This window comes from Asanoa iriomotensis (assembly GCF_016862515.1).
Taxonomy (GTDB): Bacteria; Actinomycetota; Actinomycetes; order Mycobacteriales; family Micromonosporaceae; genus Asanoa; species Asanoa iriomotensis.
Map to the genome: position 1 here is coordinate 88,245 of NZ_BONC01000014.1, position 25,169 is coordinate 113,413.

General features: G+C 69.1%; 28 protein-coding genes. 9 read left to right on the forward strand and 19 right to left on the reverse strand.

All coding sequences use genetic code 11. From position 1 onward, the window contains the following. The first annotated feature begins 510 nt into the window (after positions 1-510). The 3 genes from Air01nite_RS12585 (at position 511) to Air01nite_RS12595 (ending at position 4,991) form a co-directional block, all read left to right on the forward strand. Positions 511-2,625, forward strand: a complete 2,115-nt coding sequence (locus tag Air01nite_RS12585) for an MMPL family transporter (protein WP_203702198.1) — start codon at positions 511-513, stop codon at positions 2,623-2,625. A gap of 172 nt (positions 2,626-2,797) precedes the next feature. After that, positions 2,798-4,012, forward strand: a complete 1,215-nt coding sequence (locus Air01nite_RS12590) for a cytochrome P450 (protein WP_239090667.1) — start codon at positions 2,798-2,800, stop codon at positions 4,010-4,012. Between the two features lie 187 nt (positions 4,013-4,199). Beyond that, a complete protein-coding gene (locus tag Air01nite_RS12595) occupies positions 4,200-4,991 on the forward strand; it encodes a response regulator transcription factor (RefSeq protein WP_203702199.1) in 792 nt (263 codons plus the stop codon). A gap of 16 nt (positions 4,992-5,007) precedes the next feature. Here the strand turns inward: Air01nite_RS12595 and Air01nite_RS12600 are convergent, their stop codons facing one another. The 3 genes from Air01nite_RS12600 to Air01nite_RS12610 all read right to left on the reverse strand — a co-directional run bounded on the left by Air01nite_RS12600 (position 5,008) and on the right by Air01nite_RS12610 (position 9,303). Beyond that, positions 5,008-7,050, reverse strand: a complete 2,043-nt coding sequence (locus Air01nite_RS12600; RefSeq protein ID WP_203702200.1) for a multicopper oxidase family protein — start codon at positions 7,048-7,050, stop codon at positions 5,008-5,010. A 126-nt stretch (positions 7,051-7,176) separates the two neighbouring features. Continuing rightward, positions 7,177-8,205 (reverse strand): methyltransferase, encoded by a 1,029-nt coding sequence (locus Air01nite_RS12605; RefSeq protein WP_203702201.1) that lies wholly within the window; start codon positions 8,203-8,205, stop codon positions 7,177-7,179. A gap of 33 nt (positions 8,206-8,238) precedes the next feature. Then, complete coding sequence (locus Air01nite_RS12610) at positions 8,239-9,303, reverse strand: methyltransferase (protein WP_203702202.1); 1,065 nt, start codon at positions 9,301-9,303, stop codon at positions 8,239-8,241. Positions 9,304-9,479: 176 nt separating this feature from the next. On the opposite strand from Air01nite_RS12610, the gene Air01nite_RS12615 reads away from it, so the two are divergent. The 4 genes from Air01nite_RS12615 to Air01nite_RS12630 all read left to right on the forward strand — a co-directional run bounded on the left by Air01nite_RS12615 (position 9,480) and on the right by Air01nite_RS12630 (position 12,918). Next, complete coding sequence (locus Air01nite_RS12615; RefSeq protein ID WP_203702203.1) at positions 9,480-10,277, forward strand: SDR family NAD(P)-dependent oxidoreductase; 798 nt, start codon at positions 9,480-9,482, stop codon at positions 10,275-10,277. Positions 10,278-10,332: 55 nt separating this feature from the next. Then, positions 10,333-11,004 (forward strand): PadR family transcriptional regulator, encoded by a 672-nt coding sequence (locus Air01nite_RS12620; protein WP_203702204.1) that lies wholly within the window; start codon positions 10,333-10,335, stop codon positions 11,002-11,004. A 154-nt stretch (positions 11,005-11,158) separates the two neighbouring features. Next, positions 11,159-12,145, forward strand: coding sequence for an ATP-binding cassette domain-containing protein (locus tag Air01nite_RS12625; RefSeq protein ID WP_203702205.1), 987 nt, complete (start codon positions 11,159-11,161; stop codon positions 12,143-12,145). Beyond that, positions 12,142-12,918 (forward strand): ABC transporter permease, encoded by a 777-nt coding sequence (locus Air01nite_RS12630; protein WP_203702206.1) that lies wholly within the window; start codon positions 12,142-12,144, stop codon positions 12,916-12,918. Before Air01nite_RS12625 ends, Air01nite_RS12630 begins: the two co-directional genes overlap by 4 nt. 82 nt (positions 12,919-13,000) lie before the next feature. Here the strand turns inward: Air01nite_RS12630 and Air01nite_RS12635 are convergent, their stop codons facing one another. The 16 genes from Air01nite_RS12635 to Air01nite_RS12710 all read right to left on the reverse strand — a co-directional run bounded on the left by Air01nite_RS12635 (position 13,001) and on the right by Air01nite_RS12710 (position 24,008). Beyond that, positions 13,001-13,462 (reverse strand): anthrone oxygenase family protein, encoded by a 462-nt coding sequence (locus Air01nite_RS12635; protein ID WP_203702207.1) that lies wholly within the window; start codon positions 13,460-13,462, stop codon positions 13,001-13,003. A 1-nt stretch (position 13,463) separates the two neighbouring features. Further along, positions 13,464-14,315 (reverse strand): LLM class flavin-dependent oxidoreductase, encoded by an 852-nt coding sequence (locus Air01nite_RS12640; protein WP_239090668.1) that lies wholly within the window; start codon positions 14,313-14,315, stop codon positions 13,464-13,466. Between the two features lie 18 nt (positions 14,316-14,333). Beyond that, on the reverse strand, positions 14,334-15,248 hold the full coding sequence (locus tag Air01nite_RS12645) for an NAD(P)-dependent oxidoreductase (protein ID WP_239090669.1): 915 nt from the start codon (positions 15,246-15,248) through the stop codon (positions 14,334-14,336). Beyond that, complete coding sequence (locus tag Air01nite_RS12650) at positions 15,245-15,634, reverse strand: SchA/CurD-like domain-containing protein (RefSeq protein WP_203702208.1); 390 nt, start codon at positions 15,632-15,634, stop codon at positions 15,245-15,247. The genes Air01nite_RS12645 and Air01nite_RS12650 overlap by 4 nt, the downstream gene beginning before the upstream one ends. Beyond that, positions 15,634-16,377: an SDR family NAD(P)-dependent oxidoreductase gene (locus Air01nite_RS12655; protein ID WP_203702209.1), complete on the reverse strand. Its 744-nt coding sequence runs from the start codon at positions 16,375-16,377 to the stop codon at positions 15,634-15,636. The genes Air01nite_RS12650 and Air01nite_RS12655 overlap by 1 nt, the downstream gene beginning before the upstream one ends. Before the next feature lie 58 nt (positions 16,378-16,435). Next, complete coding sequence (locus Air01nite_RS12660) at positions 16,436-16,777, reverse strand: antibiotic biosynthesis monooxygenase family protein (protein WP_203702210.1); 342 nt, start codon at positions 16,775-16,777, stop codon at positions 16,436-16,438. After that, positions 16,774-17,121: an antibiotic biosynthesis monooxygenase family protein gene (locus Air01nite_RS12665; protein ID WP_203702211.1), complete on the reverse strand. Its 348-nt coding sequence runs from the start codon at positions 17,119-17,121 to the stop codon at positions 16,774-16,776. The genes Air01nite_RS12660 and Air01nite_RS12665 overlap by 4 nt, the downstream gene beginning before the upstream one ends. Continuing rightward, positions 17,121-17,846 carry an SDR family NAD(P)-dependent oxidoreductase gene (locus Air01nite_RS12670; protein ID WP_203702212.1) on the reverse strand — a complete coding sequence of 242 codons (726 nt, stop codon included), beginning with the start codon at positions 17,844-17,846 and terminating at the stop codon, positions 17,121-17,123. Before Air01nite_RS12670 ends, Air01nite_RS12665 begins: the two co-directional genes overlap by 1 nt. Before the next feature lie 58 nt (positions 17,847-17,904). After that, the gene (locus tag Air01nite_RS12675; protein ID WP_203702213.1) at positions 17,905-18,366 is read right to left on the reverse strand and encodes an anthrone oxygenase family protein; all 462 of its coding nucleotides are present in this window, start codon (positions 18,364-18,366) and stop codon (positions 17,905-17,907) included. Between the two features lie 6 nt (positions 18,367-18,372). Further along, positions 18,373-18,846 (reverse strand): SRPBCC family protein, encoded by a 474-nt coding sequence (locus Air01nite_RS12680; protein ID WP_203702214.1) that lies wholly within the window; start codon positions 18,844-18,846, stop codon positions 18,373-18,375. 2 nt (positions 18,847-18,848) lie between these two features. After that, positions 18,849-19,103 carry an acyl carrier protein gene (locus Air01nite_RS12685; RefSeq protein ID WP_203702215.1) on the reverse strand — a complete coding sequence of 85 codons (255 nt, stop codon included), beginning with the start codon at positions 19,101-19,103 and terminating at the stop codon, positions 18,849-18,851. Then, positions 19,084-20,355, reverse strand: a complete 1,272-nt coding sequence (locus Air01nite_RS12690; RefSeq protein ID WP_203702216.1) for a ketosynthase chain-length factor — start codon at positions 20,353-20,355, stop codon at positions 19,084-19,086. Before Air01nite_RS12690 ends, Air01nite_RS12685 begins: the two co-directional genes overlap by 20 nt. Then, positions 20,355-21,626, reverse strand: coding sequence for a beta-ketoacyl-[acyl-carrier-protein] synthase family protein (locus Air01nite_RS12695; protein ID WP_203702217.1), 1,272 nt, complete (start codon positions 21,624-21,626; stop codon positions 20,355-20,357). The genes Air01nite_RS12690 and Air01nite_RS12695 overlap by 1 nt, the downstream gene beginning before the upstream one ends. Continuing rightward, positions 21,623-22,048, reverse strand: a complete 426-nt coding sequence (locus Air01nite_RS12700) for a cupin domain-containing protein (protein ID WP_203702218.1) — start codon at positions 22,046-22,048, stop codon at positions 21,623-21,625. Before Air01nite_RS12700 ends, Air01nite_RS12695 begins: the two co-directional genes overlap by 4 nt. Beyond that, a complete protein-coding gene (locus tag Air01nite_RS12705) occupies positions 22,041-22,379 on the reverse strand; it encodes a TcmI family type II polyketide cyclase (RefSeq protein WP_203702219.1) in 339 nt (112 codons plus the stop codon). The genes Air01nite_RS12700 and Air01nite_RS12705 overlap by 8 nt, the downstream gene beginning before the upstream one ends. A 111-nt stretch (positions 22,380-22,490) precedes the next feature. Beyond that, entirely contained in the window at positions 22,491-24,008 is a 1,518-nt protein-coding gene (locus tag Air01nite_RS12710; protein WP_203702220.1) for a peptide MFS transporter, read from the reverse strand. 196 nt (positions 24,009-24,204) lie between these two features. On the opposite strand from Air01nite_RS12710, the gene Air01nite_RS12715 reads away from it, so the two are divergent. Together Air01nite_RS12715 and Air01nite_RS12720 are read left to right on the forward strand one after the other, a co-directional pair. Continuing rightward, complete coding sequence (locus tag Air01nite_RS12715; RefSeq protein WP_239090670.1) at positions 24,205-24,885, forward strand: SDR family NAD(P)-dependent oxidoreductase; 681 nt, start codon at positions 24,205-24,207, stop codon at positions 24,883-24,885. Beyond that, entirely contained in the window at positions 24,882-25,118 is a 237-nt protein-coding gene (locus Air01nite_RS12720) for a DUF6059 family protein (RefSeq protein ID WP_203702222.1), read from the forward strand. Before Air01nite_RS12715 ends, Air01nite_RS12720 begins: the two co-directional genes overlap by 4 nt. Positions 25,119-25,169 lie beyond the last annotated feature (51 nt).

Below are 25,169 nucleotides of genomic sequence, written 5' to 3' on the forward strand. Positions count from 1 at the left end.
CTGACGGTGACGCCTCGTCGTGGCCGCCAAGATCCGACCTCGCCCGAGCCGGCATCGAAGCGCAGGTGATCCGCGCGCGCAAGCCCCCCTCTGAACAGGGAATATGCGGATGCGGACGGGCTGGTTGGCGACACGGCGGCGCATTGAGAGGGTCGAGCGGCTGGACAGATGACTGCTCCAGCTAGAATACTTGTCACCAAGTACTCTTCGCGGAGCATGATCTTAAAAGGATGGTGCCGGATGCTTCGCAAGGGGCCACCCCTGGGCCGTCGGAGGCCAGTGGGGTGCGCTCGCATGTGCGTGTGTGGGCATGCTGGTTGACGTAAAGTAATCGACTTGAATCAATGCAAGGTTTATCTCAAAACAGAATCGGCCGCCACGATCGTCACACACTGTGAGAGTCGGTGGAGGTCACAAATGGCCCGCCTTGGCGCCTGGCACATCGGTCAGGACCGCGCAAGGGGTTGAGAATCGATTCGCGCCGGTTGGCAAACGGAGGGACGCCGCAGGATGGTACAGACCGAAACGCGGGACGAGGCGGGCACCGCTCCCCGCGGACCGAATCCGGGCCGCCTGGCCCGCTTCCCCGGCGGCAGGCGTACCAAATGGTTGGTCCTGGGGCTGTGGGTGGTCCTGCTCGCGGTCGCGGGTCCGGTTGCCGGCAAGCTCGAGAGCATCCAGAACGACGATCCGATCAGCTTCCTTCCGGCCAACGCGGAGTCCACGCAGGTCCACGAACTGGAGAACCGGTTCGAGAGCGACGTGACCCCCGCCGTCATCGTCTACGAGCGCGATGGCGGCGTCACGGCCGCCGACGAGGCCAAAGCGCGCGAGGACATCGGCCGGCTCAGCGCACTCGGCAACCGTGCCGGTGACATCGTGGGACCCAACCGGTCCGAGGACGGCGAGGCGCTGCAGGTGATCCTGCCGCTGCACTACACGCAGGAGATCGACAAGGAAGTCAACGAGGTCAGAGACATCGTCGGCGGTGGAGAGTCCGGTCTGGACGTATACGTCACCGGACCGGCGGGTGCGCTGACCGACGTGGTCGAGGCGTTCGGAGACATCGACACCACCCTGCTGCTCACGGCACTCGCCGTGGTCGTCGTCCTGCTTCTGCTCATCTACCGGAGTCCGTTCCTCTGGTTCGTCCCGGTGGCCTGCACGCTGGTGGCGCTGTCGATGGCCCAGGCGGGGGTCTACCTGCTCGGCAAGTACTTCGACGTGAGCGTCAACGGGATGAGCTCCGGCATTCTGCTGGTCCTCGTCTTCGGCGTGGGCACCGACTACGCCCTGCTACTCATCGCCCGGTACCGCGAGGAGCTGCGCAGTCACCAGGACAAGCACGAGGCGATGGCGCTGGCGGTGAAGGGAGCCGGTCCGGCGATCCTCGCGTCCGCCGCGACGGTGATCATCGCGCTGCTCTTCCTGCTGCTGGCCGACCTCAACTCCAACAGCGGGCTAGGCCCGGTCGCGGCGGCCGGTGTGGCGTGCGCGTTCGTCGTCCTGATGACCCTGCTGCCGGCGCTCATGACGGTGTTGCCGCGGGGTGTGTTCTGGCCGGCGGTGCCGCGCTACGACCCGACGTTCGACGGCAGCGACGCCACCTCGGGTCACCGGACCTGGGGTCGGATCGCCAGCGTGGTGGGCGCGCGGCCTCGGGTGGTCTGGGTGGTGACGGCGCTCGTGCTCGGTGCGATGGCGTTCGGACTGACCTCGCTGAAGGCCACCGGTCTCGCCGACAAGGACAGCTTCGTCACCAAGCCCGAGTCGGTTTCCGGCGCCGAGGCGCTCGGTCGGCACTTCGCGGTTGGCTCGGCGGACCCGACCGTCGTGATCGGCGAGGCCGCGGCGGCCGGCCCGCTCCGCAGCACCCTGCAGGCGACTGAGGGCGTCGCGCAGGTCGGCGAACCGCTCACCGCGGACGGGCTCGTCCGGTTCGACGTGTCCCTTGCCGACGAGCCATACAGCCAAGCGGCTTTCGACACCGTGGAGCGACTGCGCACCGCAGTCGACAGCGTGCCGGACGCCGCGGCCAAGGTCGGCGGCTACACCGCCATCCGGCTGGACACGGTCGACGCCGCGGAACGCGATCGCGACCTGCTGATCCCCATCGTGCTGCTCGTGGTGCTCGCGGTGCTCATCGTGCTGTTGCGAGCTTTCGTCGCCCCGCTGCTGTTGATCGCGACGGTCGTGCTGTCGTTCGCGGCGGCGCTCGGGATCAGCGCGTTCCTGTTCGACACGGTGTTCAACTTCGCGGGTTCCGATCCGAACTTCCCGTTGCTCGCCTTCGTCTTCCTCGTAGCGCTCGGTGTCGACTACAACATCTTCCTCGTCACCCGGGTACGCGAAGAGGCCGTCCACGTCGGCACCCGGGCCGGCGTGATCCGCGGACTGGTGCTGACCGGAGGCGTGATCACCTCTGCGGGACTCGTCCTGGCGGCGACCTTCGCCGCGGCCACGTCGCTGCCGCTGGTGTCGATGATCCAGCTCGGGTTCGCGGTCGCGCTCGGCGTGCTGCTGGACACCTTCATCGTCCGGTCCCTGCTGGTGCCGGCCCTGTCGCTGGACGTGGGTCGGCGAATCTGGTGGCCCAGCCGCCTGGCGAAGCAGAGCAGGCACTGATTCCTCGGAGCCGCAGGGATCAGACCGGCGGGCGGCGCGCGTGCGTCGCCCGCCGGTTGCCTGTATCGAGCGGATCTTCGGCCTACCTCGAGGCGGGGTTGAGAGGCTGGGGCCTGGCCGCAGTGACTCACCTGGGCGCGGCCGCCATCCGGCCTGCAACGAGGAGGCGACCTTGTCTGTCGACAGCGTGCCACCCGCATTTCCGTTCGTCTCGGCCGATGCGCTCGAGCCACCGGCCGAATACGCGAAGCTGCGCCAAGAGGAGCCGGTCGCGCGGGTGACCCTGCCCTCGGGCGACCTCGCCTGGCTGGTCACCCGATACGAGGACGTGCGGAAGGTGCTCGCCGACCGGCGGTTCAGCAGGGAAGCCATCACCGCGCCCGGCGCACCGAGAGTCCTGCCGATCGCCAAGGGTTCGAAGTCCATCTTCGTCATGGACCCACCCGAGCACACCCGGTTGCGCGGCCTGGTGGCCAAGGCGTTCGGGCTGCGTGCGATGGAAGGACTGCGGCCGACCGTCCAGCGCATTTCCGACGACCTGCTGACCGCGATGGTGAAGGACGGGTCGTCGGCCGACCTCATCTCCGCGTACGCCCAGCCGCTGCCGATCGCCGTGATCTGCGCGATCCTCGGTGTCCCGGAAGCGGATGTTCCGCAGTTCCGCGAGTGGACCGACGTCATGCTCAGCTTCCACCGCAGCGCCGAGCAACAGGTCCTGGACGCACGGCGGCAGCTCAGCGACTATCTGCTCACCCTCATCGAGGCGAAGCGGGCGCAACCGGCCGACGATCTGCTGACCGCCCTCGTCCTGGCGCAGGACCAGGGCGACCGGCTCACCACCGAGGAACTGCTGGCCTTCGGATACACGCTGCTGGGAGCGGGATACCACGCCACGACCGCGCAGATCGTGCACGCCGTGCTCGCCCTGATGCGCTGGCCCGAGGAGCGGCACCGGCTACGTGAGAACCCGAGTCTGCTGACCACGGCCGTCGACGAGTGCCTTCGCCGGTCGCAGGCGGGCGGAGGACTGGGGGCGCTACGGATCGCCACCGAGACCGTCGAGATCGCCGGCGTCATGATTCACGCTGGTGACGCCGTGCTGCCGATGATCAATTCGGCCAACCGGGACGAGTCCGTCTTCGCTTCGGCGGACGGCTTCGACCCGACCCGGGCACCGAATCCACACATCGCATTCGGCTACGGCATCCACCACTGCATCGGCATGCCGCTCGGCCGGATGGAGCTTGAGATCGCGCTCGACGGCCTGCTCAACCGCTTGCCGGAGCTGCGGTTGACCCTGCCGGAAGCACAGATCACGTGGAACGTACACGTGGCTTTCCCGCGCCCGGTCGAGGTGCCGATCGCCTGGCGACCGGTGGATAGCTGACTCACTATCTGCCGCACGGGTACGCGCTTGCGCATGCGATGAACCCGACACGCTGCCAGAGGTGTATCGTCGCAGCTCGGTCCGAAAGGGACCGATTCCGGACCCGGAGCTTGCCATCTCCGGCCGAGCGTGACCCTACGTCGCCGCCCCAGCGGCTTCCGCTGATCTATGATATCGAATCACGCAGATGATGCGGGGGGACGCAATGGCGATGGGGGAGACGCCGGGCCATGCCCGGGCGGATGGACATCGGGGTTCGGGCCCGGCCGATAAGCGTGCCGTCCCGGCGCACGACGTCGCGAAGACGGTTGTGCTGGTCGACGGGTACGCGCTCGTCCGCAAAGGCATGCGGGCCGTGCTCGAGGCGCAGGCGTCGCTGCGCGTCGTGGGCGAGGCCGGCGACAGCGACAGCGCGATCTCCGAGGTGGCTCTGCAACAACCCGACGTGGTGCTGTTCGATATCGACATGTGGCAGGACCGGGTCACGCCGACCGTGCGCAAGATCCGTGAGATGTCGCCGAAATCGCGGATCGTCGTGCTGACGACGAACGACAATCCGCACCTCCTGGGTGTGCTGGTGTTGATCGGCATCAGGGCCTATCTCGTGAAGAGTGTCGGCTGGTCACTGCTCATTTCTGCCATACACGAGACATGTGTGCAGAACGACAACATTTTGTTACTGCTTTCGCAACAGTCCTTCCCGCGCATAGCCAGTCGCAACGAGAATCTGCTGTCACCGCGCGAGCTGGAGGTTCTGGAGCTCGTCTCGTTTGCCCTGAGCAACGTCCAGATCGCCTCGCACCTGCGGGTGTCGGAGGCGACCATCAAGCGTCACCTCCGCAACATCTTCGTCAAGCTCGGCGCCGTCTCGCGCATCGACGCGGTCAACAAGGCCGCCGCCGCGTTCCTCATCGCGTCGCCGAGCGGACAACCGAACAGCATGGCGGGCGCCGTTCCGGAACGCGGCAAGCCGAACTGACGCCCGCACCGTCCGTTCACTCCGGATGGTTGTGCGCGTGCTCCCCGAGCATGTACGGCGTGCTGACGCCCTCGTAGGCGAGGTGCAGCACCATGCCGAGCTGGGTGTGCACGAAGTCGTGGCAGTGGTCCATCCACAGTCCCGGGTTGTCGGCGCGGAAGCCGACCTCCCACGCCTCACCCGGCGCGACGTTGAGCGTGTCCATCACCATGGGGCTTCCGGTGACCGGCTGACCGTTGCGCGACAGCACGAGCATGTGATGGCCGTGGAGGTGCATCGGGTGGTTCTCGGTGCCACGGTTGACGAAGCGCATCTTCACCAGGTCACCTTCGCGGACCATGTGGACCGGCGCGTTCGGGAAGACCCGCCCGTTGACCGTCTGCCGCAGCGCGAACTTGCCGTTGTAGAAACCCAGCCAGTCGTCGAGCACCAGGTTGAACGTCCGGTCGAAAGAACTTGAGGCGTTGAACGGTGTGTCGCTGGCGCTGCCGTACGCCGTCGGATCGAAGACCGGTCCCTCGGTGTCGGGCGCGACGTCGCCGGCGCCGTCCGGTTGGAGGAGCAGGCCGTGGGAGACGTCGCCCAGCTCGGCCAGGCGCACCGGTCGTGACGGCATCACGAACTCGAGGTCGTAACGGCCCGCCGCGCTCAAAGGCAGCTGATAACCGTTCACCTCGGTGGGCCCGTTGACGTCGGTGCCGTCGAGCGCGGTGACGCGGTATGGCGTGCCGGTCAGCGTGAAGGTCGCCGGCTTGTTGCTGGTGTTGATCAGGCGCAGCCGCACCCGCCGGCCGGCCTCCATCTGCCGGCGTTCGAGTGCATCCGCCGCGCCGAAGGCCCGCCGGGCGCCGCTGGACGCATCCCAGATGTGGAACGGAACGGCGATGTCCTCGTCCACCGGCCGCTGCACCGTGCGGGGCTCGATGACCAGTGCACCGAACAGTCCGCGTCCCACCTGCTCCGACGCTAGTTGGTGCGAGTGGTACCACCGGGTGCCGACCTCGTCGGCGACGAACCGGTAGGTGTGCGTCTGGCCGGTGCGCACCGCGTTCTGCGTCATGCCCGGAACGCCGTCTTCGGCGTTGGGCACGTCGACGCCGTGCCAGTGGATGGTGACCGGCACCGAGGGAATGTTGTTGACGAGCTTGATCTCCACCAGTTCGCCTTCGCGAACCCGCAGCTCGGGCCCCGGCACCTGACCGTTGAACGTCCACGCCTCGACCGTCGCCCCCGAGGTGAGCGGAACCTTGGCCGCCTGGGCGGTGAGCGTGAACGACCGGTCCGGCTGGCGGTCCCGCGGGCCCGTGAGCGTCTCGACGCTGATGCCGCCTTCATGGGTCTGCGGGAAGGTGGAACCACCGCCGAACTCGGTGACGCCCTGCATCATGTTGTAGGTGTCGGGGAACGCGCTGGCGCGCATCGACGTGACGAACACCGCGGCGCCGGCCGCCAGGACGACGGCCGTGACCGCGGCCCGCACGGCGATCCGCCGGCCGCGCGGTGCACGGGGCACGCCGGCCGCGCGCCGTCGGTGTGCCCACCACAGGAGCGTGACGGCCAGCACGAGCAGCACGCTGACCGTCAGCAGGAACACGGGACCGAGCCGGGCCGGGGGCAGAAACACCTCGAAGAGGCCGAGAGCCGTGCCGACCAACGCCACCCGTACGGGCACCAGGGTCCACAGTGACGTCGCTGCGGCCCGTGCCTCCGCCGACGGTGCGGAGTCCGGCGCCGCCGTCCGCGCCATGCGCAACAGCCGGGGCACGGTGAACAGCGCGACGACGATCGCCGGAACCGTGGCGAGAACGACGGTGAGGAGTTTGCGGTCGGCGATGATCTGCCAACCGAAACTGCTCGCCAGCACTGCTGTGAACACCCACCGGGCCGCGGTCAGCAGCAGCCCGACCGCGGCCAGCACCAGGCTTATTCGGGCCCACCTGCGCATTCGTCTCTGCGTCGATCGGGTGGTCAGCAACCTGGTCGCGACGGTGGTGGCCAGCCAGACGAGAAAGAGAAAGATCGAAACCTGGAAGTCAACCTGGAGCAGTGTTCCGTACATGTGATGAGGTTTCCGATCCCGTCAGGCGATTGGCGGCGGTCAACGACGTCGCGGCTACGGTCACGGTCAATGTTATATACGGCGGCAACCCCCGGGAGCCGGGGGTTCCCACCGCACTGATTCCACTTAGCGCTGTTTGCGTCCGACCACGAGGATGTCGCTGCTGCCGAGCGCGGCGGCCGAGGTGTCCTGGAAACCGGCCTCGCGCAGCCAGCGCTGGCAGTCGACCGAGGTGTATTCGCCACCGCCGCGCGTCGCCACCAGCATGGTGAGGCTGGTCAGCAGGTTCGTCAGGCCGCTCAGCTCGTCGTCGAGCATCGGATCGTAAACCAGCAGTGCGCCGCCAGGTCGTACCGCCGCATAGGCATTCTTCAGCAGCAATTGGCGCTGTTCGTTGTTCCAGTCCTCCAGAACGTGACCGATGATCAGCACATCACCCTCGGGAAGGGGGTCGGAGAAGAAGTCCCCGCCGCGGAATGTGGTGCGGTCGGCCAAGCCGATCGCAGCCATGTGCTCGGTGAACGCGGCCTCGACCGGCGGGAGGTCGAAGACCGTCGCCTCGAGGTGCGGGTGCGCCTTGATCAGGGACGCCACCAGGTTGCCGCGCGCGCCGCCGATGTCGACCACGGACCGGTGGCCGGACCAGTCGAAGGCCCGGGCCAGCAGGGGACCGAGGATGCTGTTGAGCCCGTCCATCATCGCGAGGAAGTCACGCATCGCGTCCGGGTTCTCGTACAGGTTGCTGAACATGTTGCCGCGCGCGCGTACCTGGTCGAGTTGGGCCTCGCCGGTGCGCAGCGCGTCGGTGAAGTTGCCCCACGCTCCGTAGAGGACCCGGTTGGCCCGGTCGAGGAAGCTGCCCATGTAGGTCGACGCGCCACGGACGAGGTAGCGGTCGGACAGTTCCGTGTTGGCGAACGACTCGCCGGTGTGCGCGAGCAGGCCCATCCGTACGAGCGCGTTGAGGAAGTCGCGGACGCCGCGCCCGTGCAGTTCGAGGCGCCTCCGCAGCTGTTCTTCCGTCTGCGCACCCTCGTGCAGCACGGTGAACAGCCCGAGTTCGACCGCGCTGAGCATTACCTTCGACCCGCAGAATGCCATGCCCAGCTCGACGATCTTGCTCGCGTCCGGCTGCACGGCGACGTTTTCGTTCATGTTTCCTGGACCTCCTGGACGATGTCGGGTGACTCAGGCCGGGATGACCGCCTCGACGATGCGCAACGGTGTGCCGGTGGGGGTGACCGCCTTGAAGCGGAGGCCGGCTCGCTCGAACAGGTCGGCGTACTCCTGCTGGCTCCGTTCGCGCCCGCCCATGACCAGCAGCATGTGCAGGTCCATCAGGGCGTCGAACGGGTTCTCCGGCGGGTCCGAGACGAGGTGCTCGTACAACACCACCCGACCGTTGGGCTGGCCCGCCTTCGCACAGTTGCTCAGCACCCGTACACACGTGTCGTCGTCCCACATGTGCAGGACCTGGCGGAACAGGTAGAGGTCGGCGTCGGCCGGCACCGAGTCGGTGCAGTCGCCGGCGACCCGGCGGCAGCGGGCGGCGATCGGGCCCTCGCGCAGCACCGGGTCGGCGTTGGCGAGGATGTTCTCGGTGTCGTAGAGCACGCCGTTGAGCTGCGGGTGTCGCTCGAGCACCGCGCGCAGCAGGGTGCCGAACCCGCCGCCCACGTCGACCACGGTGCGCACGCCCGTGACGTCGAGGGCGTCGACGAGCTTCGGGTTGAGCGCCCCCGCCTGGGCGGAATATCCGCGGTGCGTGAGCTTTCCGGCTTCGGGATCGTCCTCGGCGAAGAACCGGATGAGATCCTTGCCGTAGCGCTTCTGGAACGCCGCCTCGCCGGTGCGCACCGACTCGGGCAGCAGGTTCCACATCTCCCAGCTCCAGGTGGAGCCGGTGAGCATGATGTCCAGCACCCTTGACGGGTGGTCGGAGCGCAGGGCGCGGGATCCGGCGGTGTGTTCGTAGCGGCCGGGCGCCGTCTGGCGGAAGATCCGGTACGCGACGAGCGCGCGCATCAGCCGGGCGAGTGCGTCGCGGTCGACGCCGACCTGTTCGGCGATGTCGGCGACGTCGGCTGGTTCGTCACCGACCGCGTCGGCGATCCGCAACATCGCGGCGGCACGGACGACGCCGCTGCCCCACCATGCCCAGCCGAGATCCATCACGGCTTGGACCTCCGGTGGACCCACCTGTGGGGCACCGGCGCAGATCGGGACGGGGGCGAAGGTTTCCTCGAAACTCATGGGCGACCCAATCCGAAAGCGACGAGAACTCGATACCGCCATGAAGGTTGGCAATGCCGCGTCGTGGCCGGTTGGAGACCCGCTCAACCCTTCCGGTGTTGCTTGTGACTCGAGGACTCGTCCAATCCGTTGGCTCAGCATGGGCGCAACTTGGGCGGCGTACGACGGAGGACCGGATGGATCTGGGGCTGAACGGAAAGGTCGTGTTCCTCACCGGCGGCAGCGGCGGCATCGGCGCGACGACCGCCCGGATGCTCGGCGAAGAGGGCGCCCGCGTGGCACTGACGTACCGCGACGGGCGCGACGCGGCGGAGAAGGTCGCGGCCGACATCGAAGGCGGCGGCGGTACGGCCATGGTCGTGCGGTACGACCTGACCGATCCCGTGTCGATCCGCGCCGCGGTCTCGCAGGTGATCACCGACTGGGGCGGAATCGACGTGCTCGTCGCGTGTGCCTCTACCGCCGGCGCGCCCGGTCGGCACGGCGTCCCGTTCCAGCAGGTACCGATAGAGAAGTGGCGGACGGAGCTGCACGAGGTCGAGGGGCAGTTCCACACCGTGCGGGACGTGCTGCCGACCATGAAAGAGCGCGGCGGCGGCCGGATCGTGCTGCTCTCGGCGAGCCTGGTCCGGCACGGCCGGGCGGGCAACGAGGGATACGTCGCCGCGAAGAGCGCGATCCATGGGCTCAGCCGGACACTCGCCACCGAACTGGTCACCGACGGCATCCTGTGCAACGTCGTCGCCCCAGGCCCCACCGTCACCGACCGCCTCCTGCGCGAGCAACTGCCCGACGACCTCGCCGCGGAGGTGCGTCACGCCGGACCCGCCCGGGCGCGTGAAATCCTCGACCGGAAGTTGCCGCACCTGCGGTTCTCCACGCCGGAGGAGGTCGCCCGCGTGGTGTGCTTCTTCGGGTCCTGGGCCAACGGCAACGTCACCGGTGACGTGGTCTACGTAGCTGGTGGCCGTTGACTCTCCGACGTAGAGTACTCGGTGTAAAGTATTCGCCTAGAGGAGCACCACACCCATGCCGCCGTCCAAGCTGACCAACCCGCTGGCCCTGGCCGTCCTCGCCTGCCTCGCGGAGCGGCCGATGCATCCATACGAGATGGCCACGACGCTTCGCGAGCGGGGCACGGACGAGAGCATCAAGCTCAACTACGGATCGCTCTACACCGTCGTCGACACCCTGCAGCAACGGGAGTTGATCGATGCGCAGGAAGTGTCGCGCGAGGGTCGGCGGCCGGAGCGGACCGTGTACCGGATCACCGTCGCCGGCCGGCAGAAGCTCGTCGAGTGGCTCACCGAGCTGCTCAGCAAGCCGGCGAAGGAGTTCACCCAGTTCGAGGCCGGCCTGTCCCTCATGCCGGTGATACCGCCGTCCGATGTGGTGGTCCTGCTCCGTGCCCGGTGCCAGCAGCTGGAGCAGGAGATCGTCCGGCTGGAGGAGGGGTGTCGGCTCGCGAGGGAGCGATCGCGGGCGCGGCTGTTCGCGATCGAAGGGGAATACCGGATCGCGCTGCGCCGGGCCGAGCTGGAGTTCTCCGCCGGCTTGGCCGACGACATCGAGTCCGGCGCCCTGGAAGGCACCGAATGGTGGACCCGGGTGCACGAGTTGCTGGCAACGGCGCCGGCGAACAGCGCGGTCAGCGACGTTATGCCGCTGCCCTACGGTGCTGCGCAGGCCGAAGTCGGCTGACGGCGCGGCGCCTACCGGAGTCCACGCGCACATTCTCAGTTCACGCCAGTGTGCCCGAGAAATCTTGTGGTGACGGCCCCGGGAATCCCCTCGCGGGCGACGAGCCCGAGAGGAATGGAGAACCGTGACGATCCACCAAGCGCCTGCACGCTCCGTGGAGCAGAAAAGCACTGGCGGGTTCGCCATCGAGGCCGAGGACCTCGTCAAGTCGTACGGTGAGGTCCGCGCCCTGCAGGGGTTGACCTTCTCCGTGCCCGCCGGGGGAATCTTCTCGCTGCTCGGACCCAACGGGGCAGGCAAGTCGACGACCGTGAAGATCCTCACGACGCTGAGTCGCGCGGACTCCGGCCGGGCGACCGTCGCCGGGCACGACGTCGGGCGTCAGCCGAACAAGGTCCGGCGCGCGATCGGCTACGTGTCGCAGAAGTCGGCCGTCGACCCGGAGGCGACCGGCGTCGAGAACCTCACCCTGCAGGGCCAGCTCTACGGCCTGCGCGGTGCCCCGCTCAAGCAGCGGGTCGCCGAGTTGCTGGACCAGTTCCACCTCACCGCCGAGGGCGGGCGGCTGGTCCGGACGTACTCCGGCGGCATGCAGCGCAAGCTGCACGTGGGGATGGGCCTGCTCCACCGGCCGTCGGTGCTGTTCCTCGACGAACCCACCATCGGGCTCGATCCGGAGGCCCGGGCGGAGATATGGCAGGAGATCTCCCGGCTGGCCACCGACGAGGGGCTGACCGTCCTGCTGACCACCCACTATCTCGACGAGGCGGACCGGTTGGCCGACCGGATCGCGATCGTCGACGCGGGCAAGGTCGTCGTGGAGGGCACCTCGGAGGAGCTCAAGGGCGAGCTGCGCGGCGACACGGTGCAGTTCGAGTTCGCCGAGCCACCGAACGCGGAACTGGTCAACCGGGTGCTGTCCGATCAGGACGACGCGATGAGCGAGATCAAGATCGACGGGCGCGTCCTGCGTGCCCGGGTGGGCAACGGTGCCACCGCGCTGCCGGCGACGTTGGCCGCGCTGACGGCCGCGGGCGCCACGGTCGCGGCCGCTACCGTTTCCCGGCCTTCCCTCGACGACGTCTACCTCCGCTACACCGGCCGCGCTTTCCACAACACCGGAAACGAGGTTCCCCGATGACCGTCGCGCTCGCCAACTCCCGGCAGATCAGCGTCCGCCACCTGCGCGCGCTCGCCCGCCAGCCGTACTGGATCGCGGTCACCCTGGTTCAGCCGATCGTCTGGCTGCTGCTGTTCGGCGAGTTGTTCAAGCGGGTCGCCGACCTGCCCGGCTTCACCGGTGCCTCCTACATCGCCTACCTCACGCCGGGCATCGTGGTGATGACCGCCGTGTTCGCCAACGGCTGGAGTGGGATGACCTACATCCAGGACATGGACCGCGGCATCATGGACCGGTTCCTGGTCTCGCCGGCCAGCCGTGCCGCGCTGATCGCCGGCGGCCTCGGCTACCAGGCGGTGATCACCATCATCCAGGCGGTCATCATCATCGGGCTCGGCTTCGCGGTCGGCGCCCGGTTCGAGGGCGGCTTGGGGGTCATGCTGGTGTTCCTGCTCGGCGCGGTGGTGCTGGGCGCGGCGTTCGCGGCGCTGTCGAACCTCATCGCGCTGCTGGTACGTCGCGACGAGTCGGTGGTCGCCGCGGTCAACTTCCTGCTCCTGCCGCTGTCGTTCCTGTCAGCGATGTTCCTCCCGGAGACGTTGATGCCGGGCTGGATGCAGGCGGCGGCCCGCTTCAACCCGGTCAACTGGGCGGTCGAGATCGGCCGGCAGACGATCGAGGCCGATGTGGACTGGGCGCTCATCGGCACCCGGATGCTCTACCTCGCGCTCTTCGCCGGCGTTCTCGCTTACCTGTCGGCCCGCGCTTTCCGCAGCTACCAACGGTCGATCTGACGGCACCGGGGCGGGTCTGGAACGGGGGGTGACCAGACCCGCCCCGGCGGTCCACGAGGTGCGCCAGGTGGGCCGCATGCCGTCAGAGCAACAGGATGACCATGAAGGCGTTGACCGCGAGGGCGAGAACTGCGAGCCCGGTCCGCAGCAGGTGCCAGCGCCGCCAGATCGGGCGCGGGTCCTCCCAGTCGACCGGGATCGACTCCGGGTCGAGCACCTTGACCGTCCGGTTGAGCGGCACGTTGCAGAAGTGCGAGACAACCGAGACGGCGAGCAGCAGCACGGCCGCGACGACGAACCCGAGCCGGGCCGCCGGTTCGGCCACGACGAACGCGAGCACCAGGTCGACGACCGTGGAGCCGAGCACGATCAGCGGCATGGTGGGATCCCAGTGCCGACCGATCCGCTGGTGCACGTACACGTAGGTGCTCGGGGGCATGGTGCGCAGCGCCGGCACCACGCTGAGCGCTACGGCGAACAGCACACCGGCGGTCAGCCCGCTACCGATGATCACCGTCAGGCCGAGCAGTTCGGCGGCGGACATGTCAGCCGATCGCTTTGGCGATGAGCTCGACCTGAGCGGGATCGGTGGTGCAGGGCAACAGGATCGTCTCGTCACAGCCCGACTCGGCGAGCTTGGCGAGGTGGTCGCGCAGCTGTGCCGGCTCGGTCAGCACGCCGGCCAGGACCCGGGCGCCGTGCGGACCGGCGTGCGCGTAGTACGGCTTGAGGTACGCCTCGGCTTCGGCTCTCGCGTCCGGCCCGAAGCAGGCGTAACCGAGGCTCACCAGGCGGGGCCGATCGTCGCGGCCGTGCTGGGCCCAGATCGCGTGCAGCCGGCGGACCAGCTCCGGGTAGGGGGTCGCGGAGCTGCCGCCCGCGATCCAGCCGCTGCCGTATGTCGCCGCCCGGTGCATCGCGTACGGCGAGTGGCCGCCCACCAGCACCGGCACCGTACCGCCCGGCGGTCGCGGGCCCAACGCCGTCTCGCCGTTCCACAGCCGCGACATCTCGGTGAGCAGGGCATCGAGGCGTCGGCCCCGCACCCTGAACGGCACCCCGTTCGCTTCGAAGTCGTCGGCGCGGTCGCCCGCCCCCACGCCGAGCACGAGGCGTCCGCCGGAGATATGGGCCAGCGTGGCCAGCTGCTTGGCGAGCACCGCGATGCCGTTGGACCGGTATCCGCCGAGGAGCACGGTGGTGGTGAGCCGGATCCGTTCGGTCGCCGCGGCCGCCGCCGCGAGCGTGATGAGCGGCTCGTAGTTGTCGTACGCGAGGCGGTCCAGCACGCTCAGACTGGCGAAGCCGGTCTCCTCGGCGCGGCGGGCCCACTCCAGCAACCGTGCGCCGGTCACACCGGGCACTGTGGACGGCAGACCGATGCCGACCTCCATCATGACCCCTCCTGCCAATGCTCAGTTGACCGGAGCGACCACGACGTCTCCGGTGGACCGCACCGGCGACGCCGGTGCCACGATCTCCGCCACGACGGCGGCGTCCTGCTCGCCGAGCCCACGCTCCGCAGCCTCGTGGAACAGCCGACCGGCTGTTTCCGTCAGCGGAAGTCGCAGATCGCCCAGCGCTGCCTCCGTGGTGATGAGGTCGAGATCCTTCGCCATCAGGCTGGCCCGGAAGCCAGCCGGGTCGTATCGGCGGTTGCGCATGAAGTCGGCCCGGAACTGCAGCACCGGCGATCGCCAGCCACTGTTCATGATCGCGGCGAGAACCAGGTCCCGGTCGAGGCCACGCTGCTCGCAGAAGGCGACCGCCTCCGCCAGCGCGGCGGTCTGCGCGCCGAGCAGCAGGTTGAACGCCAACTTCAGCATGCTCGCCTGGCCGGCCGGGCCCAGGTGCCGGATCTCCTGTGCGATCGCGGCCAGGACGTCACGCACCTCGTGCGCGTCGCCCTCCTCGCCGGCGGTGAAGACACGCAGTTGGCCGGCGAGCGCCATGGGCGGGTTGCCGACCACGCACGCTTCGACCCGGCGGATTCCGCGCGACCGTAGCCGGGCGTCGGCCTCGCGGGCGTACGCGGGCGACACGGTGGAGGTGTCGATCACGATCGTGTCCGGCCGCAGGTGCTCCAGCAGCTGGCCGAACAGGATCTGATCCACCGCCGCTTCGTCGCTCAGGCTCAGCAGCACCACGTCGGCTGCTCTGGCGGCCTCGGTCGGCGTTTCCAGCACGGTCGCGCCGGCACTGCGCAGCGGCTCCGCCTTGGCCCGGGTGCGGTTGTGTACGGCGATCGGGAAGCCGGCGCCGAGCAGGCGGCGGGCCATCCCACCGCCCATGTTGCCCAGCCCGATGACCGCCAGCCGGGGGACGCTCACGGCACCCGGTCCTCGGCGACGTGTGTGTCGATGGACAGTTGTGAGATGCACCGCATCGTGGCGTCGCGGAAGTACCGCTGAAACCCTTCCGGGGTACGCGAGTCGCGCGGTATCGCGAGGTAGGGGGCCAGCTTCTCCTCGAGGAGGTGCACGCCCCGCTGGGTAGCCATGTGGCGGCCGATCGCGCGGAAGTCGCCAGAGTAGTGGATCATCCGGACCATCACGTCGTCCTTGATGAAAACCGCGGTGCCCAGCAACTTGCCCACTTCGTTGCCGTCGTCGTCGCGCATGACGGGCGTGTCGACCCGGCGGAAGTTGGCGAAGATCTCGGCGATCTCGTCTTCGTGGCCCGGCTGTACGTGATAGGTGATCGCGGCGTAAGGCACTACATTCCTCCATCGACGTTGAGCGTCGTACCGGTGACGTACCTCGATGCATCGCTGACCAGGAACAGCACCGCCGCCGCCACGTCCTCGGCCGTGCCAAGGCGCCCGAGCGCGGTCATCGCCTTGATGCGTTCGACCATCTCGGGCGGCGGGCCGTCGTCGGGCCCGGTCTCGATGACGCCCGGCGCCACGGTGTTGACCCGGATGCCGCGGCGGCCGACCTCTTTCGACAGCGACCGGGTCAGTCCCAGCAGCGCGGCTTTGGACGCGGCGTAGTGTGCCCCGCCCGGTCGGCCGCGCAACGCGACGGAAGCACCGATGTTGACGATGGACCCGTTGTCGGTGAGGCGCTTGAGCGCCCCCTGGCTCACCAGGAAGGCGCCGGTCAGGTTGGCGTCGAGGACCCGCGCCCACTCCTCGGGGGTGAGCTTCTCGATCGGTGCGTGACCGTCGACGCCGGCGTTGTTGACCACGCCGTCCAGGCCACCCAAGGCGTCGCGGCACTCCTCGATCAAATCGTCCACATCGATTGGGCTGGTGATGTCGGCCCGGACCACCCGGTGCGGGCCGCCCTCCTTGTCCAGCTCGCGCCGCAGTTCGTCGGCGCTTTCCTCGTCGTGGCGAAAGCACACCACCAGCTGGGCGCCCGCGCCTGCGCAGGCCAGGGCGGTGCGGCGGCCGATGCCCCGGGTGCCGCCGGTGATGAGCACACGTTTTCCTGCGAGTGGGAGTTGCCCGTTCATGACCTCATCCGTCCGATCTCCGGGTGGTCGGCGTTGCTATCGTCGCGAACCAGGGTTGTCAGGTGCTCGAGGAGCGCTGGAGTGGAACGTCGTCGCCGCGGTACGCCGCCGTCACCTCGTAGAGGCCGAACGCGCTGCCCCGCGACGTGTCGTGGAAGTCCCGCAACGGCGCCGTGGTGGCGCGGTGCGCGGAGCCGCGCTCCCACGCGCGAAACGCGTCGAGGCTCTCCCACTCGCTGATCACGATGAACCGTTCCGGCTCGTAGACCGAGCGGAGCAGTTCGTTGCCGAGCAGGCCGGCGGTGCCGGCGAGCTCCGTCGAGACCCGGTGGTAGGTGGCCGTGACCGCCTCGCCGTCCGGTGCGACGGCGTAGAGGAGAACCCGTACCCGCGCGCTCATCGCGATGCCGCGCCGGTCATCCCGTAGATCACCCGCATCGTGGTCATCGAACCCTTCGAGCGGTACGGGTGCAGTTGCTCGCGATGCTTGACGTGCGCCTCGCTCTTCTCGAACTCGCGGAACCGCGCCTCGTCGACCCAGTCGCTGACCACGTAGTACACCGACTTGTCCTCGGCGCCGCGGGACAGCCAGTGGCCGAGGTTGGCCGGATGGGTGACGATCGCGCTGCCGACCCGGTGCCAGGTCTGCTCGAACTCGTGCTCCATCCCGGGGTGGATCTCCATCCGCAGCAACACCCGGAACGGGATGCCCTCAGCGTCGTTCGGTCCGTTCGCGCCCGACATCAGATACCTCCGTCGACGTTGATGGTCTCGCCGTTGACGAAGCTGGCCAGGTCGCTGGCGAGAAAGACCACGACGGCGGCTATCTCACTGCCGCGGCCGAGCCGGCCGAGCGGGATGAGCCGCTGGTAACGCTCCAGCACCGCCGGCGGCGTCGCGGTTTCGGTCTCGACCGGCCCCGGCGCTACGACGTTGATCCGGATGCCCCGAGGCCCCAGTTCCTTCGCCAGCGAGCGGGTCAGGCCGGTCAGCCCGGCCTTCGCGGCCGTGTAGTGCGCCCGCAGCGGAATACCGACGGTCGCCACGCGGGATCCGACGTTGATGATCGAGGCACCCTCGCCGAGCAGCGGCAGCGCCGCCTGGATGACCCGCGCGGCGGCGGTCAGGTTGCTGTCGATGACCCGCCGGAACTCGTCGATCGGCAGGTCCGCGAACGGCACGTGGCTGATCACGCCGGCGTTGTTCACCACCGCGTCGAGGCGACCGAACCGGACCCGGCACTGCTCCACGAGCGCCGCCACGTCTTCGGCGCTGGTGACGTCGGCGCGCACCACGCTGTGATCGCCGTCGATCTCCTTGAGCTCCTCGACGAGCGTGTCGACCGCGGGGCCCTCGGTGCGGTAGCAGGTGATCACCTCCGCGCCGGCCAGCGCGAAGGAGCGGACGACCTCCCGGCCGATGCCACGCGTACCACCGGTCACCAGAATCTTCTTGCCAGCGACGCTCATACCTGTTCCCTCCTGCGAACCGACGGTGTCGAGGTCGGGCGCCGTCCGTCCGCCGCGTTCACAGCAGCGTCCCGGCACCGGTGAGGTTCGCGCCGAGCGCCACCAGAGCCAGCGAGGTGCGAACCAGGTTCCAGTTCCGCCACCGCACCCGCGGGTCGACGGCCGTCCAGTCGGCCGGCCGCGCCCCCGGATCCAGTGACATCACGTAGCGGTTGATGGGCACGTTCTTGACGACCGAGATCGCCATCACCACGAGGAGGAGTACGCCCCCGGCGCCGAAGAGCAGCCGGGCCACGGTCTCGGTGGCGGTGAACGCGAGTAGCAGGGCGAGAACGCAGGCCAGCGCGTTCAGGATGGGCATCAACGGGTCGTACCGCTTCCAGAGGAACTGGATGGTGCGCACGTAGGTCTCGTACGGCACCGCCAGGCTCATCGGTGCCAGGCCGATCACCGTGGAGACCATCACGCCGGAGGCGATCCCGTTCGCCAGCAGCATCAGCGGCACGAGCCCCTGTTCCACGGTGGTTCACCTCTCGGTGCCGGACGAGAACTCCGCCGCCGCCTTCTCGACCAGGCCCTGGATCCGCTCCATCTGCACCACGCTGTTGCGGTTGATGTTGTTGGCCATGGCGGTGTCGTCCAGTGGCGCGGCCGGCTTCATCTCGAAGTCCTGGACCCAGCGCATCTCCACGCCCTCGTCGACCTCGCGGTACTCCCAGAACAGGTTCATGTACTTGAACCAGCCGGGTTCCACGCGGTAGGCACGGACCGTGCGGGTCTGCGGGTCCGGGGTCCGCTCGGAGACCCAGCTCCACGCGTTTCCGGCGGCGTCGGGGTGCATCGTGAGCCGGAACCGGACCGTCTGTTCGCGACGTTCGAGGATCTCCACGGCCGCATACTCGCTGAACAGTTCGGTCCATGACTCCAGGTCGTTGGTCATCGTCCAGACCAGCTCCATCGGCGCGCTGATGACGACTGCGTTCTCGGTGTGTGCGGACATGGTTACGCCGTCACCGCCCGGGTGTTGACGAATTCGACGAGCTTGATCGGCGTCGTCAGGAGGTGCGCGTCGTCCTCGGGGACCTTCACGCCGTATTCCTGTTGGATGCGGGCGGTCACCTCCAGCACGGCGAGTGAGTCGTATCCCAGGTCGGTGAACTCACGATGCGCGATGTCGTCATCTAGGTCGACGGCGTCGTCGACGCCCGCACACTCGCGCAGCAGCCGGCGTACGTCGTCAAGATTGATCTTGTCCATCACTTCCTCCATCCGGTGTCGGGTCAACCGCCTTGAGTACCAGCGCCGAGTTGAAGCCGCCCCAGCCGCGCGCCAGCACCAGTGCGCACTTCACCGCCTGGAACCTGGGCTCGCCCAGTACGAGGTCGAGGTCGCAGCCGTCCGCCAACTGGCGCACCGCCGTGGTCGGCGGAATCACCGAGTGGTGGATCGCCAACAGGGCCGTGGCGGCGTCGAGCGCCGCCCCACCGCCGTACAGCCGGCCGGTCATCGTCTTCGGCGCCGTGACCGGCACGGCGCGCGCGCCGAACAGCGCGGTGATCGCCGCCGCCTCCTGCCGATCGAGTTCGGGCACGCCCGCCGCGTCGGCGAAGACCACGTCCACGTCGTGCGGCGCGACGCCGGCGTCGGCCAGCGCCAGTTCCGCCGCCCGGCGAAGTCCCGGCTGCCCGCCCGAGTCAGGCGGCGGATCAAATGTGGCGGCGTATCCGGCGACGGAGCCGTATCCGCGCGCCTGACGCCCCGACGCGGCGCCGGCCCGCTCCAGAAGAAGGATCGCGCCTCCCTCACCCGGCACGTAACCGCAGGCGTCGGCGTCGAAGGGCAGGTAGGCCCGATCCGGGTCGGCACGCTCGCTGATCCGGCCGGTGGACAACTGCGCGGTCAGTCCGTAAGGGCACAGTGAGGCGTCGGTGCCGCCGGTGACCACCAACCGGGCGTTGTCGCGGATCAGGCGCCGGGCATGGCCGATCGCGTCGAGCCCGCCGGCCTGCTCGGAGCAGATCACCCCGCACGGTCCGCGCATGCCGTGCCGGATCGAGATCTGCCCGGTCGTCGCCGCGTAGAACCAGGCGATCGACTGGTACGCGCCGACGAACTGCGGCCCGCGTGACCAGAGCCGTTCGATCTCGCGCTGGCCGAACTCGGTCCCGCCGGACGAACTGGCCGTCACCACCGCCATCTCGTACTCCGGCAGACCGGCCGGCTCGATTCCGGCGTCGTCGATCGCCATCGCCGCGGCCGCCAGACCGAGGTGGGTCCAGCGATCGGTCTGCGGTGCCAGTCGACTCGGCACCTGCTGGGCGGCGTCGAAGTCGCGCACCTCGCCGGCCAGCCGGCTGGGGTACCGACCGGGGTCGAACCGGGTGAGCGGCCCGATTCCGCTGCGCCCGGCGAGCGTCGCGGACCAGTACGCCTCGGTGCCGAGCCCGTTGGGCGCGACGATGCCGACGCCGGTCACCACGGGAGCCGCCGTGGCGGTGCCGGCGGTCATCACGCCCCCGCCCGACGGGTCAGCAGCATCGCCGACTGGAAACCACCGAAGCCGCTGCCGACGCTGAGCACCGTGTCCATCGAGTGTGCTCTGGCCACCAACGGGGTGTAGTCCAGGTCGCACTCGGGGTCGGGCGTGTGCAGGTTCGCGGTGGGCGGCACCACCTGGTTGTCGAGCGCGAGCATGCACGCCGCGAGTTCGATCGAGCCGATCGCGCCCAGCGAGTGCCCGACCATCGACTTGATCGAGCTGACCGGCACCTGGTACGCGCGCTCGCCGAGGCTGCGCTTGAACGCGGCGGTTTCGTGGCGGTCGTTCTGTTTGGTGCCCGAGCCGTGTGCGTTGATGTAGTCGATGTCCTCCGGCGCGACACCGCCCTGCGCCATCGCCGCCCGGATCGCCTCCGCCATCTCGCGTCCGTCGGGCTTGAGGCCGGTCATGTGGAACGCGTTGCTACGACTGGCGAAACCGGCGATCTCGGCGTAGACCCGTCCGCCGCGGCGCCGTGCGAACTCGTACTCCTCGAGGATCAGCACCGCCGAACCCTCGCCCAGCACGAATCCGTCCCGGTCGAGGTCGAACGGGCGTGAGGCGTGCCCGGGGTCCCCGTTGTTCGGCGAGGTCGCCTTGATGGCGTCGAAACAGGCGACGGTGATCGGCGAGATCGGCGCGTCCGTCGCGCCGGCGACCACGACGTCCGCCGAGCCTTCGCGGATGAGCTGCGCGGCGTGGCCCACCGCGTCGAGTCCGGCCGTGCAGCCCGTAGAAATCAGTCCGACCGGTCCCTGCGCGCCCCGGTCCCAGGCGACCTCGACGGCCATGGTGGTCGGCACCATGTAGCCGTACAGCTGCGGGACCCGGTATTCGGGGTCCACCAGCCATTCCTGGCCACCGTCGCTGAGGACGACGTACTCCTCCTCCAGGCCCATCGTGCAGCCGACGGCGCTGCCGATGCTCACGCCGAGCCGCTCCGGCGCCAGGTCGCCGGACTCCAGTCCACTGTCGATCCAGGCCTCCCGCGCGGCGACCACGGCGAACTGCGCCGCACGGTCCATCCGCCGGACCTGTTGCGGGCTGAGGCCTTCGGCCAACGGGGAGAAGTCGCACTCGGCGGCGATCCGGGACCGGAACGGAGCGGGATCGAAGAACGTGATGGTGCGGGTGGCGGTGCGCCCGGCGGTCAGCAACGACCAGAACGCCTTGACGCCGATGCCGCCGGGCGCGACGACCCCGATGCCGGTGACGACGACCCGGCGACCGCTGGGGGTCACGACGTGTGCCCGACGTCCGGCACCGGCTCCGTCGCGTTGGGCAGCGCCTCCGTGTCGACGTGTCCGAGATCCGGCCGGGGCGCCAGCGGGCTGAGATGGAAGACGCAGAACGCCGGCTCCGGGCCCTCGCACGACACCCGGTGCCGGAGTCCGATCGGAATCATCAGCGCTTCGCCGGCGGTCAGGGTCAGCTTCTGCTCCTGTTCGACGACCGCCAGTATCCGTCCACTCACGACATACAGGAACTCTTCCGAGTACGGGTGGTAGTGCTCTGAGACGAACTCGCCGGGTTGCAGCGTGAGCGTGCCCATGAAGCCGGAGGTGGAGGCGACCGTCTTCGGGCTCAACAGCACCCGGATGTCCCCGCCGCGCCGGCGGTTGGCGACCACGTCGTCCGCCTTGACCTTTCGCAGCTCAGCCACGGCTGACCCCCAGATTGTGGTCCCAGACGTAGAACGGCGAGGCCATTGCGTCCTTGGGCTCTTTCCACCCCGGGTCGTACGGCCGGACCTGCTCGGCGAGCCGGGAGTTGATGTCCTGGTAGAGCGGGTGGCTGCGGGCTTTGTACAGGTTGGGGGTGATGTCCTCGTCGGCCTCCACGAGGTGGAAGTAGAGCTCGTGGAAGCGGAACAGGGTGCGCCGTGTTACGCCGACCAGGTGAGGCAGGTCGCTCGCGTCGGACTCGGCGAAGATGTTCGCCACCGCCTCCGCGTTGGCCGGATCCATCCGGGCGACGATCAATGTCCGGTGCACGTCGGTCTCCTCTCGGCGGGAGGCCCGAGTGGGCTGGGCGACCCTCGGGTCAAAGGTGCATGGTGGGTTTCGAATGTCGTTGGAAGGCCGATGGAGGCGGGCCGGCCGGGTTCAGTACGGCGTGCCGTCGGCCGGCTCGCCGGCCCCCCTGGCGGTCGCGAAGGGTGCGGCGAGCCCACGCCGGCCGGCGACGAAGGCAGCGGCGACGGCCAGGGCGACCACCGCGAGCGACACGAAGTAGACCGGCCCCGGAAGCACGTCGACGAGCGCGGAGACCTGACTGGCCAGGCCACCGCCCAGCGCGGCGAAGAGCCAGTAGAGGCCGAGACCCTGACCGAGGTACGCCGATGGCACCAGGTCGGCCATCGAACTGATGCTCACCGCCGCGATCACGATCTCGGCGCAGGCGTGCATCAGGTAGACGGCGAGCAACCACAGCGGCGACACCTTCGTGCCGTCCGCGGCGGCTCCCGCGGCCACCGCCATCACCAGAAAGCTCACCGCGACGACGACCAGGGCGAACGCGAACTTCATCGGGACGCTGTAGCGGGCGCCCAGACGCGGCAGTTGCCAGGCGAACAGCGGCGCGAGCACGAGCATGAACAACGGCGTCGCCGCCTGCAGCCAACTCGCCGGGAAGGTGAAGCCGAGGACGGTCCGGTCGGTCGAGTCCTTGGCGAACAGCGTCAGCACCGAACCGTCCTGACCGGCGAGCAGCCAGAAGATCGTCGCGGCCAGCACCAGGCGGAGCATGATCGACAGTCGCCACCGGTCATCGGCGGTGAGCCCCGGATCGCGGCGTAGCTTGACGTAGGCGCCCCACGGCGCGGAGATCAGCGTCAGCCCGACGACCATCAGAGCGATCTGCGGGTTCAGGAACCCGCCGATCAGACCCACCACGACCAGCACGACCACGGCGGCGACGAGCAGGCCGACCCGGCGTGCGACCCGGCGGCCCTGCGAAGGGGCCAGCGGCCGGGCCGGACCGGCGCCGGCGCGACCGTAGGACCGCAGGCCGCGCGCGGTCGTCACCACACCGATGCCGACGACGATCCCGAGGGTCGCGAAGCCGACCCGCCAGCTCACCCGTTCGCCCAGGAAGCCGATGACCAGCGGCGCGACCAGCGCGGTGCCCTGGATGCCGACGAAGAACGCGGCGATCGTGGCCTCGCGGCGCCCGGCCGGCCCCGCCAGCATGTTGATCAGCGCCTGGTGGTTCGGTTTGAACAGACCGAACCCGCAGGCGATGCAGAGCAGGCCGATGATCGCGAACACCGGGCCGGAAACGGCGAGGCTCAGGCAACCCGCCGCGATGAACGCGAGTCCGACCACGAGCGCGCGCTGCTGCCCCAGCACCCGGTCGGCGATCCAGCCGCCGGGGAGGGCGAGCATGAACGTCACCCCGAGGTAGGCACCGAACAACGCAGCCGCCGAGCCGGACGACAGGCCCATGCCGCCGTTGTCGGTGGGCGCCACCGCGTACAGGACGAGAATCGCCTGGATGCCGTAGAAGCCGACCCGTTCCCACAACTCGGCCACGAAGAGGTTGGTGAACCACGGGTTCCGCCACAGCTGCTGCGATGGTGCGAGCGGCGTCGCGGCGGGTGTGGTTGGCAATGGTCCGGTCATGAGCGCCACCCTTCGACTCCTCCGGACGCCCACCATTCACCCGGCACCTCGAACTGGCTTTGAGAGCGGTTCGAGCGCGGCGCAGGCGAGGCTCCCGGCTTCAGCGACCCTCGAGCCGCCTGCGGCACCCTCGTGTCGGGCATCGGGCCGGCCAATCAGGGGACGGTCCGCGCGAGCGGCGTGCGGATGGTGGGTTGTGGCGAGGCGTACTGCGTTGGTAACGGGGGCCAACCGCGGGCTCGGCTTGGCGGTCGCGGCCCGGCTGGTGGCCGCGGGTCACCGGGTGGTGGTCACCGCGCGCAACGGCGACGACGCGCGCCGGGTGACGGCCGAACTGGGCCCACCGGCGGAGCCGGCCGAGCTCGACGTCCTGAGTGCCGAGTCGGTCGACGCCGCGCGCGACCAGGTCGGGCCGGTGGACATTCTGGTCAGCAACGCCGGCGCGCTCTGCGACGCCGGCATGCAACCGTCGACGGTGTCGTTGGACCTGGTCCAGCGGCACCTCGCGGTGAACACCCTCGGCGCGTGGCGGGTCATCCAGGCGTTCCTGCCCGGCATGACCGCCCGTGGCTGGGGCCGGGTGGTGATCGTCTCGAGCGGCACCTCGACGTTCACCAACGGGATCTTCCCCGGCACACCCTGCTACTCGGTGTCGAAGGTGGCGCTCAACGCGCTCACCGTGATGCTGGCCGAGGAAACCCGGGGGACCGGCGTACTCGTCAACGCCGTGAACCCCGGCCGGGTGCGGACCCGGATGATGCCGCGGGCCGAGGTGACCCCGGAGGAGGCGGCCTTGGACGTCGCGTGGGTGGCCGAGATGGACGACGGCGCGCCGACCGGCAAGCTCTTCCGCAGCCGTCAGGTGGTGGGCTGGTGAGCCCGTCGTCGGTTGGCCGGCTGCTGCGCCAGTGTGTCCGCGGCCTCGGCAGCTGGATCATGAGCGGCCTGACGCTTGCCGGGTCGATCTACTACGCCCTGCCGCCGCAGGATACGTCCCCGCCCTACCACCCGGAACTGTTGCCCAGCGAGAGCCCGGCGTCGCCCGAGGAGCTGCGGATGTGGGCGCTGCTGTACCACGGAACCGAGGATCCGACCCGCCGACAACCTTGAGTCCGAGGTGGTCATGCACCAACTCCGATGCGAGGCGGAGCGCGATCGTCC